The sequence below is a fragment of the Variovorax sp. Varisp46 genome (assembly GCF_059491885.1).
Genome location: NZ_CP168515.1, coordinates 3,501,804 through 3,517,004, shown reverse-complemented (window position 1 = coordinate 3,517,004; position 15,201 = coordinate 3,501,804). Strand labels below are relative to the sequence as shown.

General features: G+C 65.1%; 9 protein-coding genes. 2 read left to right on the top strand and 7 right to left on the bottom strand.

The genetic code is table 11. The features are described 5' to 3' along the window. Positions 1-38: 38 nt before the first annotated feature. From ACEN9N_RS16475 to ACEN9N_RS16465, 3 genes are all read right to left on the bottom strand, one after another. Positions 39-1,763 carry a type I secretion system permease/ATPase gene (locus ACEN9N_RS16475; RefSeq protein WP_495654023.1) on the bottom strand — a complete coding sequence of 575 codons (1,725 nt, stop codon included), beginning with the start codon at positions 1,761-1,763 and terminating at the stop codon, positions 39-41. Next, positions 1,760-3,553 (bottom strand): type I secretion system permease/ATPase, encoded by a 1,794-nt coding sequence (locus ACEN9N_RS16470; RefSeq protein ID WP_495656393.1) that lies wholly within the window; start codon positions 3,551-3,553, stop codon positions 1,760-1,762. The genes ACEN9N_RS16475 and ACEN9N_RS16470 overlap by 4 nt, the downstream gene beginning before the upstream one ends. 89 nt (positions 3,554-3,642) lie before the next feature. Beyond that, a complete protein-coding gene (locus ACEN9N_RS16465) occupies positions 3,643-7,323 on the bottom strand; it encodes a DUF5801 repeats-in-toxin domain-containing protein (protein ID WP_495654022.1) in 3,681 nt (1,226 codons plus the stop codon). Between the two features lie 597 nt (positions 7,324-7,920). Here ACEN9N_RS16465 and ACEN9N_RS16460 point away from each other — a divergent pair. Next, positions 7,921-8,457 (top strand): response regulator transcription factor, encoded by a 537-nt coding sequence (locus ACEN9N_RS16460; protein ID WP_157632248.1) that lies wholly within the window; start codon positions 7,921-7,923, stop codon positions 8,455-8,457. 11 nt (positions 8,458-8,468) lie between these two features. Here the strand turns inward: ACEN9N_RS16460 and ACEN9N_RS16455 are convergent, their stop codons facing one another. From ACEN9N_RS16455 to ACEN9N_RS16440, 4 genes are all read right to left on the bottom strand, one after another. Then, positions 8,469-9,239, bottom strand: a complete 771-nt coding sequence (locus ACEN9N_RS16455; protein WP_007836088.1) for an ABC transporter permease — start codon at positions 9,237-9,239, stop codon at positions 8,469-8,471. A gap of 10 nt (positions 9,240-9,249) precedes the next feature. Next, positions 9,250-10,092 carry an ABC transporter ATP-binding protein gene (locus tag ACEN9N_RS16450; protein WP_495654021.1) on the bottom strand — a complete coding sequence of 281 codons (843 nt, stop codon included), beginning with the start codon at positions 10,090-10,092 and terminating at the stop codon, positions 9,250-9,252. Continuing rightward, positions 10,092-11,126 (bottom strand): ABC transporter substrate-binding protein, encoded by a 1,035-nt coding sequence (locus tag ACEN9N_RS16445; RefSeq protein ID WP_495654020.1) that lies wholly within the window; start codon positions 11,124-11,126, stop codon positions 10,092-10,094. The genes ACEN9N_RS16450 and ACEN9N_RS16445 overlap by 1 nt, the downstream gene beginning before the upstream one ends. A gap of 181 nt (positions 11,127-11,307) precedes the next feature. Beyond that, entirely contained in the window at positions 11,308-13,608 is a 2,301-nt protein-coding gene (locus ACEN9N_RS16440; RefSeq protein ID WP_495654019.1) for an NADP-dependent malic enzyme, read from the bottom strand. 229 nt (positions 13,609-13,837) lie between these two features. On the opposite strand from ACEN9N_RS16440, the gene ACEN9N_RS16435 reads away from it, so the two are divergent. Then, a complete protein-coding gene (locus ACEN9N_RS16435; RefSeq protein ID WP_413313737.1) occupies positions 13,838-15,172 on the top strand; it encodes an NAD(P)/FAD-dependent oxidoreductase in 1,335 nt (444 codons plus the stop codon). The last annotated feature ends 29 nt before the right edge of the window (positions 15,173-15,201 follow it).

Below are 15,201 nucleotides of genomic sequence, written 5' to 3'. Positions count from 1 at the left end.
CTCCCTGCGAGATGAATCGAGGACAGGACGGCGCCGGATCAGGCCGACTGCACCAAGGCCGCCGGCCGCACGTCGGTCCGAGGGCGACGAAAAGACGCGAGCACGGCATCGCGCGGTCCGTCTGCCGTCAGTTCGCCATCGCCCAGAACCAGGAGACGGTCGGCCACGGCCACCGCGCCCTGGCGGTGGGTCACCAGGAACACCGTTGTCCCCTTGGCCTTCAGCTCGCGTATGGCTCGCAGCAGCGCTGCTTCCCCAGCATCGTCCAGGTTGGCATTCGGCTCGTCCAGAACGATGAGCGATGGGTCGCCATAGAGCGCCCGGGCCAGCCCGATGCGCTGCCTCTGTCCCCCGGAAAGTAGGCGCCCTGCGTCCCCGATGGGGGTGTCGTAGCCCTTGGGAAAGCGCAGGATCGTCTCGTGCAGGCCGGCGCTGGATGCCGCCTCGATGACCTTGCGCGAGTCGACCTCGCCGAGCCGCGCAATGTTCTCGGCAATGGAGCCCCCGAACAATTCGACGTCCTGCGGCAAATAGCCAAGATGCGGGCCCAGTTCGAGACGATTCCAGCCCCGGACCGGCACGCCGTCGAGCAGCACCGCGCCACGGGATGCCGTCCGGATTCCGACCATCACCTTCACCAGCGTGGACTTGCCCGAGCCGGAAGGTCCCAGCACCGCGACCACGGTTCCCGCGGGGACCGCAAACGAAATGTTCTTCAGGATGGGGGCCGTGCGCCCTGCGGCCTCCGCAAAGACGCCTTGCAGGCTGATCTCGCCGGTGGGCGCGGCTCGGGAAGGGACAGGCGCCTGCTCGGGGAAGTCGGCCAGCAGTTTCTCAAGACGTTCGAGTGCGGCACGGCAGGAGACAAACCCACGCCACGCGCCGAGCAGCTGGTCGATGGGCGCGAGGGCGCGGCCCATCAGCACGTTCGCCGCAATCATCGCGCCTGCCGACAACTGTCCATCGATCACCAGCAGCGCCCCCGCCCCCAGCGCGAGCGACTGTTGGCTGTAGCGTATGAATTTGCTCCAGCCGGTGACGTGATTGACAAAGCCGTGCGCGGAAGCGCTCTTTTCCATGCAGGCCGCGTGCTGGCGATTCCAACGCTCTTGCAGGTTGGCGACCATGCCCATCGATTCGAGCACCTCGATGTTTCGAAGCTTGCTCTGCAGGTCGCTCATCGTCTCGCTCGCGGCTTTCAGGGCCGCTTCCGATGGCGCGACGGTCTTCCTCTGGCCGAACCAGGCCAGTGCGGCCTGGACCAGGGCGAAACAAAGCGCCAGGACGCCGAGCCAGGGATGAAGAAAGAAGATCACCGCGATGTAGATCGGCGTCCAAGGTGCATCGAAGAGCGCAAAGATGCCCAGGCCGGTCAGGAACTGGCGGATCTGGTTCAGGTCTGCGAACGGTCTGGACGCGGTGGATGTCGACTGGCCGAGGTAGGCCTGGAAGCTCCCGTTGAACACCCGGGTGCTCAGTTGCCGGTCGAAGCGCAGGCTGGCCCGCACCAGCAGGCGCGAGCGCAGCCATTCCGACAAGGCCAGCGCACAGAAAAGGAACATGGTGATCAAGGAAACCGCGAGCAGGGTGAGTTCGCTTTGACTGGCCAGCACGCGGTCGAACAGCTGCAGCATGTAGATGGTCGGCGCGAGCATGAGCAGATTGGTCAGGAAGCTCAGCATTCCGACCAGCAGGAACTCCCTGCGGAAACCCCAGAGGGCGCGCCCCAGTTCGCTGCGGTTGAAGAGCGGAGGTTTCTTCATGGCAGTGGATTCGTCTGAAGCGCGGCGCTCGCAGCGGTTGCGGCATCGCGCGGCTTCGGTACGGGACTGTTGGCCGCCTTGCGCATCCGGTCCACCGCCTGCTCACCGGCTTGCCGCAGCGCAGCCAGGACCTCGTCGCGTGCGCCGAATGCCTGCATCGCGCCGTCGCACAGCACCAGCATCTTGTCCGCCACGGCCAGCACGCTGGAGCGGTGCGTCATGACGACGAATGTCGTGCCGCGCGCCTTGAGCTTCGAAATGACAGCCGCCAATGCGGCGTCGCCAGCGTCGTCGAGGCTCGAATTCGGTTCATCGAGCACCACCAGCGCGGGCTCGCCGTAGATCGCGCGCGCCAATGCGACCCGCTGCCGCTGCCCGCCCGACAGCATGGTCCCTTCGGGGCCGATCGGGCTGTCGTAGCCCAGCGGAAGGCCCGCGATGCAGGCGTGCAGATCGACGGCCAAAGCTGCCGCCTCGACCTTCGCAGGCCGCACCTCCCCGAAGCGCGCGATGTTCTCGGCCACCGTGCCCTCGAGCAATTCCACGTCCTGGGGCAGATAGCCGATGTGCGGGCCGAGTTCGCTCTTGTCCCACGCGAAAACGTCCGCGCCGTCCAGCCGCACCTTGCCGCTCGTCGCGGGCCAGAGGCCGACGATCAGGCGTGCCAGGGTCGTCTTCCCCGCGGCAGAAGGCCCCACGACGGCGAGCACCTCGCCGGGCACCAGGCCGAAGGCCACGTTCTTCAGAATGGCCGGACCGTTGCCCGGAGCGCCGGCAACGAGGCTTTCGACTTGAAGCGCGCCTTTGGGCGGCGGCAAGGACATCGTGTCCGGTCTTTGGGCAATGACGCCCAACAGGCTGTCCAGACGCTGCCATGCATCGCAGGCATTCACCACCGCGCGCCATTGCGTCACGAGCTGCACCAGCGGCGCCAGGGCCCGGCCGCCCAGGATCGAGCCGACGACCATCATTCCGGCGCCGCCGTTGAGCTGGTTCTTCAGCAGCAGCCAGGCACCCAGGCCGAGCAACAGGGAACCCATGGCGACCTGCAGGAACTTGCTGACGGCCTGATAGGCCCCGGCACGGTCCGAAGCGATGGCCTCGCGCTGCAGGAAGTCGCGTCGCTTGTCCATCCAGCGGCGATGGACGTCCGGCAGCATGCCCATCGACTCGATGACCTGCGAGTTTCTCAACGCGGCGTCCGCATACTGCTGCGCTTCGATCGCACTGCGATTGGCCGACACCAGTGGCGGCCGCGTGCTCCGGTCGTTGATCCACCCGACGAACACCTGCAGCAGCGAGCCCACGACGGCCGACAGGCCCAGCACCGGGCTGATGGCGAACATCAGCCCCACGAAGACCAGCGAGACCGGCGCTTCCATCAACGCCAGCAACGGGGGTGAATACAGGAACTCCCGCAAGGTCCGAAGGTCGTTGAGAGGCTGCACGGTCCCGCCCGGCAGCCGCTTGAGACCCGCTTCGAAGATGGCGCAGAACACGCGATCCCGCATCTTCCGATCCAGTTTCTGTCCGGCCCGGTACATCACCTCCGCGCGTGCCCAGTCGAGTATTTCCATCAGGCAGTAAGCGGCCAGGACCAGCAATGTCAGCATGGCCAGCGTGAGCGGGCTGCGGCTGTTCACCACTCGCCCATACACCTCCAGCATGTACCCGCTCGGCGCCAGCAGCAAAAGGCCGGAGCAAACACTGAACCAGGCCGCCCGCACGAAGTAGGCGCGGAGCGTTGTCACCGCGTGCCGCAACTCGCCAGACTTTTCCTGAGGCTTCATACCACCTCGCAGGTTCGACATCAGTACGCCCGAGCACAGGCGGGGTGAGAAGGGGCCGCGTTTCTGCTGCCCCCTTGCGCCAGGATTCGTTATGCGATCGCTTCCGTTTGCTGGGTCGTGCCTATCAGGTTGGCCACGCCGTCGATCTCCAGGTGGACGTCGAAGTTGAAGCCCGCGAAGTCGGCATCGCCGTCGATCACCTGACCCACAAAGTTCAGGTCCACGTCCGAATTGATCGTCGTCGATGTGATCACATCGATCTTGATGATCTTGAACACATCGTTGTCTGCCGTATCGGCATAGTTCGAGCCGGTCGCGGTCAGATTCACCGTGTTGTGGCCACTCAGGCTGATGCCCGTGCCGGTGATTTCTTCGGTGCTGCTCAGGACCTGCACGCCCGTGATCTGGTAGTTGGCGCTGTCGTAGTCGTCCTCGCCGATGCTGACGACCTTCAAACCTCCTCCGGCCGATTGATAGTCCGCCGCGGAGTTGGCGATCAGAAGCCTGGTCGTGGAGGTGTTGGTCGACGCGTTGAACAACTTCAGCAGAACAGCCACATCCTCGCCGTCCGTGATCTGGTCGATCGTGATGTTGATCGCGTCGGCGTAGGCCGTGTCCGTACCGACGATGGCCGCTCCTGGGCGCTGCGGTGGACTCGTCAGATTGGGGTTGCTCACCGGATTCGACCTGTAGAAGTCGAAATTCAGCAACTCGCCCGATTGGACGGTATCGGAGTTCACGCCGAGGGTGTTGGTTGCGACGTTGACGAAACCGGCGCTCTCGCTGGTGAAGGTTTCGCCCGCCAGAAAGGCGTGGTTGTTGCCTGCCAGCAGGTCACCGGAGTCGCTCGGAGGCGTGGACGCCCTGGCCGAAAGCACGCCGAAGAAGTCGTTGCTGTATTGCTGGACCACGATCTCCGGCGAGTTGTTGCCTTCCGTGTCGTAATTGAAGGATGCCAGCGGCGCACTCGTGGAGAACGTCGTTTGTCCTCCGAAGACCTGGTCCAGGTCGAAGGAGAAGGTGCCGTCCGTCTTGTTGAAGACGACCGTGCCCGTTGCCGCCTGCGTCGTCGTCGACGTCGGCCCGGGGTAGTAGTTGAAGCCGAAGTTGTAGGTGACCGTCGTGGCGTCTTCGGCGAAGTGCGAGACGGTTGCATCGGTGATGGGCCGCCCGCCGCCGGTCGTTCCGGTCAGGCTGTTCAGCACGATGCCGTCGGTCGACGCGTTGTCCACGTCGTCGGCGCCAACGGAGATGTTGTAGGTCCCCGTAATGGGCTGGGCGTCGTTCGTTCCGTTGAGGTCGGAGATGGAGGTCACCGTCGGGCCGTCGTCGTCGAACTTGATGTTGGCGCCGATATTGAGCACCTTGGAATCGGTCGCGGTATCGCCATCCCCGTCGGTGAGCGTCACGGCATTGGTCAGGGTGATCAACGTGTCGACCAGCGTGGCCTGCTGGGCCGCGTAGTTCGACGAGGCACCCGGCAGCGCGTGGTCGATTTCGGCGAACTGCTGCAGTGTCACCGAACCGGTCCCGCTCACCGTGAGGTCGAAGATGGTGTTGGCCGCCGTGATGCCGGCCGCGGTGGCGGAGGTCGATCCGACGACCGTCGTGCCAACCAGGTACAGCTTGATGCTTGCGCCGTCGCTCGTGAGTCCTGAAGCTCCCCCTTGCGTTGCCACGCCGAGCGCATAGGTCGATGTGGTGCTGCCCGCCCCATCGGCGCCATAGCTGCTCGACGTCACGCCGAAGGCACTCGCGAAGTCCTGGGTGGCGGAGTCGGTGGCCGCTGCGATGGTCTGGGCGTCCTGGGTATTGAGCAGCGCCGTGTCGGTTGGCGTTGCCAGCACGATCGTCGGGCCGTCATCGTCGAACTTGATGTTCGCGCCGATGTTGAGCACCTTGGAATCGGTAGCGGTGTCGCCATCGCGATCGGTGAGCGTCACGGAATCGGTCAGTGTGACCAGATCGTCGGCCAGCGTGGCCTGCTGGGCCGCGTAGTTCGACGAAGCACCCGGCAGCGCGTGATCGATTTCGGTGAACTGCTGCAGCGTGACCGAACCGGTTGCGCTCACGGCCAGGTCGAAGACGGTATTGGCCGCTGCGACGCCGGCCTCGGTGGCGGATGTCGAACCGATGACCTTGCCGCTCACCAGGTACAGGTAGATGGTCGCGCCATCGCTCTTGAGTCCTGAGTCGCCACCTTGCGTTTTCACGCCGAGCGCGAAGACCGAGTTGGTGGAGCCCGCCCCATCGGTGCCATAGCTGCTCGAAGTCGTTCCGAATGCAGTCGCGAAGTTCGTGGTGGCGGAGTCGGTGGCGGCGCCGATGGTGTCGGCGTCCTGCGTGTTGAGCAGCGCGGTGTCGGTGGGCGTCGCCAGCACGATGGACGGGCCGTCGTCCTCGAAGTTCATCATGGAGCCGACCTCTGCCGTTGCGCTGGAAACCTGCAGCAGCCGGAAACCCCCGATGTCGAAGTCGGCGTGGGTGTTGCCCGAGGCATTGAGGGCGGCCCCGTTTTCGATGAGTACGCGGTTGTGGTCCGCCGAGGTCGTGTATTCGATCGAGTAGCCGGCCTTGACGCCGGTGATCGTCGCAACGCCGTTGGTGATGCTGATGACGATGGCCGAACTCAGTGCGCCCTCGGCGCCGTTCGAGAAGGTTTCCAGAGGCGCCCCGGTGACGGAATCGAGCACGCGCACGCTCGTGATCGAAACCACCTGGTCGCCCGCATAGCCGTCGATGAAGCTGTTGCCGGACTCGACCGCCGTGCTGTATGCGGTGACCTTGACCTGGGCACTCTTTCCGCTTTGCAACTGCACCACGTCGAAATCGGCGGTCCTGGCTCCGAACATGCCGGTGAAGTCGATGTTCGACTCCAGATCGGCCTCGTTCTGGTCCAGGTTCGGAATGGTGACGTCCGCCCTGGCGCCGGTCACGAACGTGAAGCGGATGCCTTCCTGCTCGGTGATCATCTGGCTGTTGGTGCCGAACGTGGTCGGCCCGCCGGCCTGGCTGGTGTTGATCGTGTCGCCGGTCGTGATGTTGATGTCGTCGGCGGTGCTGTTGGGGTTTGCGCCGGATTGATTTGCCGGGTCCTTTCCCGTCGCGATGATCGACACGTCGGAAATCCGGCCGTTGACGATCGTCGGGTTGTCCTTCGTAAACATCAGGAACAGGTTCTGGCCGGATGGCGCGCCTGCGAGGTTGAAGTCCGCACTCTGGCCGACGCTGACGAAGACCTTGTTCAGCAGGTTGACCGCATCGTCTGGATTGGTCGCATCGGGGTTCGCTATCGCTTCATACTGGACCATCCACATCTTGGCGCCGGTCACCGGGGTTCCCGTCTCCTCCAGGTAGGCCGCGAACACGACGACATTGAGGGCCGTCTTCCCGTAGACGACGTTGTTGTTGGTCGGATCGGTGTACAGGAAGATGTCTTCGCCATCGGCGGTGTTGAGACCGCTGTCGAAGCCATTGAGCGGAGCGCCGTTCGCGTCCGTGAAGGAGATATCGGTGACCGCGCCGGTTACGCTGAACGTGAATGCGTTGGTGCCGGCATTGGTCCCGTCATAGCCGCTCAAAGCGGCGTTGATGGCGGTGCCGACACTCTGGGCCGCCAAGCGGCTGCTGAAGGCCGTCGGCAGCGAGCTTGCGGAGATGTCATTGTCGTTACTGTCGCCGGCAATGGCGGGAGTAGCGGCAAGGTTCTGCAAATTGGCGGATTCGTCCAGAGTGACGGTCGAGCCGGCCGTCAGATTTAACGCAGGCATAAACACTCCTCGGTTTGGAAAAAAATGCCGACAGCATTGATGCCCCGATTGACGCGCGTTCGCTGGCAATCAGTCAGGTCCATGTATCAGCAGGGAGGAATGCTGAACCGCCAGGCGGCGCGCTGTCCATAGGATAAAAGTTGTCACCCAAGGGATGACGCGCTGTGCCGGGCGTGTGCCCTCATGCCCATAACCTTTTGATACCTTGCGAGGGCCGCGGACCTATCTGCACGATGACGTGGTCTTTATCATTACCTTCCGGATACCTCCAAAACAAGCGCCTCGGAGGAAGCCATGGAAGAAGTCCCAATGTCGCCTGCTGGGCGGGAGCCTGCGTGGAACGCAGATCCGCGGCCGTTCACGCAAGACTTCCGTCCGCTGTCGCCGTTTGCGCTACCCGCGCTGTGGACATCGAGCTGCTTTCAGCCAGCTTGCCTGGAGATTCCATCTCCATCTCCAGCCCCTTGCCCTGCGGTCGAAGTCCGTGTGCCGGTTCTCGTCGCAACCTGCCCGGGCCGCGCGTCGACGTTGTCCGGGCTGGGCCTGTTGGCCTCGAGGCACTCGGCCGAGCGGATGTACCGGATCGAGCACGCGGAAATGAACGGCATCTCCGAGCTGGAAGCGCGCTGCCTGCTGCAGGCACCCCGTCTGCTGCTGGTGGACATCGCGCTGATTGCGCCGGAAAGAGTCAACAAATTGGACGACCTGCGCCGCCGCTTTCCAGCCACCGACTGGCTCCTCGGCTGGGAGGCGCCCTCAATGCCCGGGCTGGATGCAGCGATCCGAAGTCAGGCGCGCGGCTGCGTCGAGTGGGCCGCGAGCGCAGAGCAGTTCGCGCAATCGCTGGATGCCGTGCTGGCAGGCACCTTGGGCTTCCCGGGTCCGGTGTTGCAGGCGCTTTATCTGTCTGTGCTGCGATTGAAGGCAGCCGGCGGGCGGCCGGCGTCCTGTGCGATATCGCCTGCAATGAGACTGACCGCGCGAGAGAACGAGGTGCTGTCGCTGATGTACCGTGACATGACCAACAAGCAGATCGCCGAGCGGCTCGGCATCAGCGTCAACACAGTCAAGAAGCACCTTGCCCATGTGTTCGCGAAGCAGGGGCAGCACAGCCGGCGCTGGCATCTCGCCTGATCAGGCGCGGCCTACTGGTTCTGCGATCCGCGATGCGCCCAGCCCGTCGTGTGCTTCTCGATCACGCTGAACAGCTCATACATCAGCATCGCCATCGCCCCAACCACCATCAGGCCCGCGAAGGCCAGCCCCATCTGCATGGCCGAGCCGGCGGAGATCAGCAGGTAGCCGATGCCTTCGTTGGCGGCCGTCATCTCGCTGACGGTGGTGCCGACGAAGGCCAGCGTGATGGCGACCTTCAGAGAGCCGAAGAAGTACGGCATGGAACGCGGCAGGCCGATCTTCATGAGCACGTCCCAGCGCCTGGCGCCGAGCACGCGCAGCACGTCTTCCAGCTCGGGTTCGAGCGTGGCGAGGCCGGTCGCGATGTTCACCATGATCGGGAAGAAGCTGATCAAAAAGGCCGTGAGGATCGCCGGCCCCGCGCCGATGCCGAACCACACCACGAGGATGGGCACGAAGGCTGCCTTGGGCAGCGCGTTGAACGCCGTCATCAGCGGGTAGATGGCCGCGTACGCAATGCGCGAGCTGCCGATCACGAAGCCCAGCAGCACGCCCACCACGATCGCCAGGCCGAAGCCCGCCATCGTGACCCAGAAGGTGCGCCAGGCGTGGCCCGCGATGATTTCCTTGAATTCCCAGAACTGGTTCCAGATGCGCAGCGGGCTCGGAAAGATGAAGTCCGAAACCTCGAAGCCCGCGCAGATCACCTGCCACAGCAGGATCACCGCCACGAGCAGCAGCCATGGCGACCAGCGTTCGATTTGCTTGGTGTTCTTCATGGCGCGTTCCTCAGTGCGCCGCCGCCGTGGCGCCGGCGGCATTGCCGCGGATCGCGCCGATGTGCCCGCGCAGCTCCAGCACGATGTCGGTGAACTCCTTGGTGTAGGTGAGTTCGAGCTCGCGCGGACGCGGCAGCTCGATGTCGCGCTTCACCACGAAGCGCCCCGGGCTCTTGCTCATCACGTACACCGTGTCGGCCAGGAAAACCGATTCGCGCAGGTCGTGCGTCACCAGGATCACGTTGAACTGCTGCTCGGTCCACAGGTCGCGCAGGATGCACCACAGCTCTTCGCGCGTGAAGGCGTCGAGCGCGCCGAAGGGCTCGTCGAGCAGCAGCATCTTGGGCTCGTGGATGAGCGCACGGCAAATGCTCGCGCGCTGCTGCATGCCGCCCGAGAGCTGCCATGGGAACTTGTCCTCATAGCCCGCGAGGCCCACTTTCTGCAGCAGCTTGCGTGCGCGCTCGACGTACTCCTTGCGCTTGGCCTTGAAGTTCGAGCGATAGGGCTCGACGATCTCCAGCGGCAGCAGCACGTTGTCGACCGTGGTGCGCCACGGCAGCAGCGAAGGCGCCTGGAAGGCCATGCCCGAGATCTTCAGCGGCCCGGTCACGTTCTGCCCGTCGATGCGGATCTTGCCCATCGACGGCATCTTCAGCCCGGTCGTGAGCTTCATGAAGGTCGACTTGCCGCAACCCGAGGGGCCGACGATGGCGATGAATTCGCCGCGCCTGACCTTCAGGTCGATGGCCTCGACCGCGAAGTGGTTGGCGCGAAGAAGCTCCTCGTTGTAGGCGAGCCAGACGTCCTGGAAGTCGACGAAGGGGGCGGCCGCTTGCGATGCGTCCACCATCACTTCTTCGACAGGATGTTCAGTTCGGCCGACGGCGGCAGCAGCGAGGCGGTCCACACCGCGTCGGGGCTCACGCGCGTCTTGGTGCCGAACGCGTCCGACACCTGCGAGGCCATCAGCGACATGCGGCCTGCGTTGACCGTGCCGAAGCCTTCGGCGCGCGCGTCGGCGCTGTTGATGACGGTATCGATGGCCAGCTGCAGGCGGCGCGTTTCGAGCTTGCTGTCGATGATGCCGTCGCGCGCCTTCACCGATTCGATGGCCACTGCCGGGTTGGCGATGACTTCCTTCGCCCCCTTGGCAAAGGCCGAGAGGAATTTCTTCACCGCCGCCGGGTTCTCCTTGATGAGCTTGGGCGAGGCGATGATCACGTTGCCGTACAGCTTCACGCCGTAGTCGGGGTAGGGCAGCACGACGATGTCGGCCGCCTTGGCGCCGCGCGCCTCGAGGTTGAGCAGCGAGGTGAAGGTGAAGCCGGTGATGGCGTCGATGTCGCCGCGCATCAGCATGGTCTCGCGCAGCGTCGGGTCCATGGCGGTCCAGTTGACGGGACCGATGTTGTTGGCCTTCGCGAAGATCGGGAAGGCGCGCCGGCCGGCATCGAACACCGGCGCGCCGAGCTTCTTGCCGGCGAGGTCGGTGGGCTTGGTGATGCCGCTCTTCTTGAGCGCCATGACCGAGGCCGGCGTGTTGTTGTAGACCATCATCACCGCGACCGGCTTGTTCGGGCTGTCGGGGTTGTTGGCGTGGAACTCCATCAGCGCCGCGAGGTCGGCAAAGCCCATGTCGTAGGCGCCCGAGGCCACGCGCGTGACGGTGCCACCCGAGCCGTTGCCCGCGTCGATGCTCACGTCGAGCCCGGCCGCCTTGAAGTAGCCCTTGGCGGCGGGATGCAGGAACAGCGCGGCCGGTCCCTCGAAGCGCCAGTCGAGCTGGAACTTGATCGGCGTCGGGCTCTGGGCAAGGGCCGGTGAGAGGCCGAAGCAGAGGGCCGAGGCGGCGAGGAAGGACTGGAGCAGTTGGCGCTTGTTCATGCGTTATCCGTGATGTGAATGCTTCGGCATTCAAGCAAAAACGGTGCCCGCACGCGATTGGTGCGAACCCTCCCGGTGGGTCGATACGGTGCGCCATCTGCACCCCCCAAATGCAAAAACGCGGCATTGCCGCGTTTTTGGCACCGAAGGCGGGCAGTTCGCCCGCCGGATGGCCCGGTGATTACTTGTCGACGGTCACTTTCGCCACCGCCAGCGCCGTCATGTTGATGATGCGGCGCACCGTCGACGACGGCGTGAGCACGTGCGCCGAGCTCGCGGCGCCCAGCAGCACCGGGCCGACCGTGATGCCGTTGGCACCGGTCATCTTCAGCACGTTGTAGAGGATGTGCGCCGAATCGAGGTTCGGGCACACCAGCAGGTTGGCTTCGCCGCTCAGCGTGGTTTCGGGCAGGGCGGTGCGGCGGACATCTTCCGACAGCGCCGCGTCGCCGTGCATCTCGCCGTCGCATTCGATGTCGGGTGCCATCTGCGCGAACAGGTCGCGCGCCAGCCGCATCTTGCGGGCCGAGGCGCGGCTCGAGGTGCCGTAGTTCGAGTGCGACAGGAAGGCCACCTTCGGCGGCAGGCCGAAGCGGCGCACTTCCTCGGCGGCCATCACCGCGATGCTTGCCAGCATCTCGGCGCTCGGGTCTTCGTTCACGTTGGTGTCGGTGATGAAGATCGTGCCCTTGTCGAGCGTCAGCGCGTTCAGCGTGGCGAAGCCGGGCGCGTCGCGCTTCAGGCCGATCAGGTTGCGGATGTGCTCCAGGTGCACGTCGAAGCGGCCGACCAGGCCGCAGATCATCGCGTCGGCGTCGCCCAGGTGCAGCATCAGCGCGGCGATGGTGGTGTTCGAGCGGCGCACCATGGTCTTGGCGGCCTCCGGCGTCACGCCGCGGCGGCCCATGATCTTGTGGAAGCTCTCCCAGTAGGTGCGAAAGCGCGGATCGTCCTCGGGGTTGACGATCTCGAAGTCGGTGCCCGCGCGGATGTGCAGGCCGGCCTTCTTGATGCGCGCCTCGATCACGGCGGGGCGGCCCACCAGGATCGGCTTGGCCACGCCTTCGTCCACCGCCCACTGCGCGGCGCGCAGCACGCGCTCGTCTTCGCCTTCCGCATAGGCTACGCGCTTGGCGGTGGCGATCTTGGCGGCGCTGAACACGGGGCGCATGAACATGCCGGTCTGGTAGACGAAGCGCGTCAGGTGCTGGCGGTAGGCGTCCATGTCCTCGATCGGACGCGTCGCGACACCCGAGGCGGCAGCGGCCTCGGCCACGGCCGGCGCGATGCGCAGGATCAGGCGCGAGTCGAATGGCTTCGGAATGATGTAGTCGGGGCCGAAGGCCAGCTCCTGGCCGGCGTAGGCGGTGGCCACCTCTTCGCTGATGTCGGCCTTGGTCAGCTCGGCGATCTCGCGCACGCAGGCCAGCTTCATCTCTTCCGTGATCTTGCTGGCGCCGCAGTCCAGCGCGCCGCGGAAGATATACGGGAAGCACAGCACGTTGTTGACCTGGTTCGGGTAGTCCGAACGGCCCGTGGCGATGATGCAGTCCGGCCGCACGGCCTTGGCCAGCTCGGGGCGGATCTCGGGCTCAGGGTTGGCCAGCGCCAGGATGATGGGCTGCGCGCCCATGGTCTTGACCATCTCGGCGCTCATGACGCCCGGGGCCGAGCAGCCCAGGAACACATCGGCGTCCCTGACCACGTCGGCCAGGGTGCGGGCGCCGGTGTCTTTCTGGGCGTAGCGTGCCTTGGATTCGTCGAAACCGCCCGCGCGGCCCATGTAGATCAGGCCCTTGGAGTCGCAGGCGTGGATGTTGGCCGGCTTGGCGCCCAGGCCGACCATCACGTCGAGGCAGGCGATGGCTGCGGCGCCCGCGCCCGAGACGGCGATCTTCACGTCCCCGATCTTCTTGCCGACCAGCTCCAGCCCGTTGAGGAGGGCTGCGGCCGAGATGATGGCCGTGCCGTGCTGGTCGTCGTGGAACACCGGGATGTTCATGCGCTCGCGCAGCTTCCTCTCGATGTAGAAGCACTCGGGCGCCTTGATGTCCTCGAGGTTGATGCCGCCCAGCGTGGGCTCCAGCGCCGCGATGATCTCGACCAGCTTGTCGGGATCGCGCTCGGCCAGCTCGATGTCGAACACGTCGATGCCGGCGAATTTCTTGAACAGGCAGCCCTTGCCTTCCATCACCGGCTTGGCGGCCAGCGGGCCGATGTCGCCCAGGCCGAGCACCGCGGTACCGTTGGTGATCACGCCCACCAGGTTGCCGCGCGCGGTGTATTCGGAGGCCGTGGCGGGGTCTGCGGCGATGTCGAGACACGGATAGGCCACGCCCGGCGAATAGGCCAGCGACAGGTCGCGCTGGTTCAGCAGGGGCTTGGTCGGGGTGATCGAGATCTTGCCCTTGACGGGTGAGCGGTGGTATTCGCGCGCTGCCTCGCGAAGTGCTTCTTCTGCGGGGGAAAGGGGTGCAGCCATGAAAGTCTCCTTGTTTCTGACGGGCAATGAGGCTACCGCAAAAGCGCAGCCCCTTTGTACAGGGGGAATGCCGAAAACGCCTGAATCCATATCTTCGGCGTGATGGAGTTGGCCGGCGGTTGGCTAAACTGCGCGATCGTTACCTGCGGGGGCTCACGGCTTGCGATTGGCCGGTGCTGGCCCGGGGTAGCGCCAACAGCGATAAAACCACAACGAGGGGCAACAACGCATGACATCAGGACCTTTCACCGGCAACGACCCCGATGTCGTGGTCATTGGCGGGGGCCCTTCGGGCTCCACGGTGGCCGCCTTGCTCGCGGACAAGGGCCACGACGTGGTGCTGATCGAGAAGGCGCAGCATCCGCGCTTTCACATCGGCGAGTCGCTGCTGCCGATGAACATGCCACTGTTCGACCGGCTGGGCGTGCGCACCGAGGTCGAGGCCATCGGCATCCGCAAGCACGGCGCCGAGTTCGTTTCGCCCTGGCACGACCACAGCAGCCACTTCAACTTCGGCGAGGCGATGGACAAGAGCTTTCCGTACGCGGTGCACGTGCGCCGCTCGGAGTTCGACGAGCTGCTGTTCCGCCATGCCGCCGCGCGCGGCGCACGCACCTTCGAGGGCCGGCGCGTCACCGGCGTGGACATGGACGCCGACACCGGCGGCGAGAAGCGCCCGCTGGTCAAGGTCAAGGCCGACGACGGCACCGAAACCACCTGGCGCCCGCGTTTCGTGATCGACGCCAGCGGGCGCGACACCCTGCTGTCGAACCAGTTCGATGTGAAGCAGCGCAACCGCAAGCACGCCAGCGCGGCCCTGTACGGCCACTTCGCCAACGCCGAGCGCCGGCCGGGCCGCTTCGAGGGCAACATCACGCTGTTCTGGTTCGATCACGGCTGGTTCTGGTACATCCCGCTGAAGGACGGTACCGTGAGCGTTGGCGCTGTGGCTTCGCCGGCCTACTTCAAGCGCCGCAAGGGCTCGCTCGAAGAGTTCCTGATGGAAACCATCGCGCTCGCGCCCAAGCTGGCCGCGCGCCTGAAGAACGCCACGCTGATGGAAGGCGCCACCTCCACCGGCAACTACGCCTACGACTCCAAGTTCTGCCGCGGCGACCGCTTCATGATGGTGGGCGACGCCTACGCCTTCGTCGACCCGATGTTCTCTTCAGGCGTGTACCTGGCGATGAACAGCGGCTTCGAGGCCGCCACCGCGGCCGACCACTGGCTCAAGGGCGAGGCGAAGGAGGCCGAGAAGGCCTTCCGCCACTACGAGAAAGTGATGAAGCGCGGACCCAGGATGTTCTCGTGGTTCATCTACCGCATCACCTCGCCGGCCATCCGCCGCCTGTTCATGAACCCGCGCAACGTCTGGCGCATGCAGGAGGCGATGCTGTCCATCCTGGCCGGCGACCTGTTCCGAGACACGCCCATCGGGCCGCGCTTCTGGGGCTTCAAGGTGACCTACTACGCGTCGTGCCTCGGCATCCTGCCGCAGGCCGTGAAGACCTGGGCATGGCGCCGGCGCAACCTGAAGGAGTCGCTGGAAGCCGCAAAGACCTGATTCTTTCCAGGAACACCGCGGAACCGGCT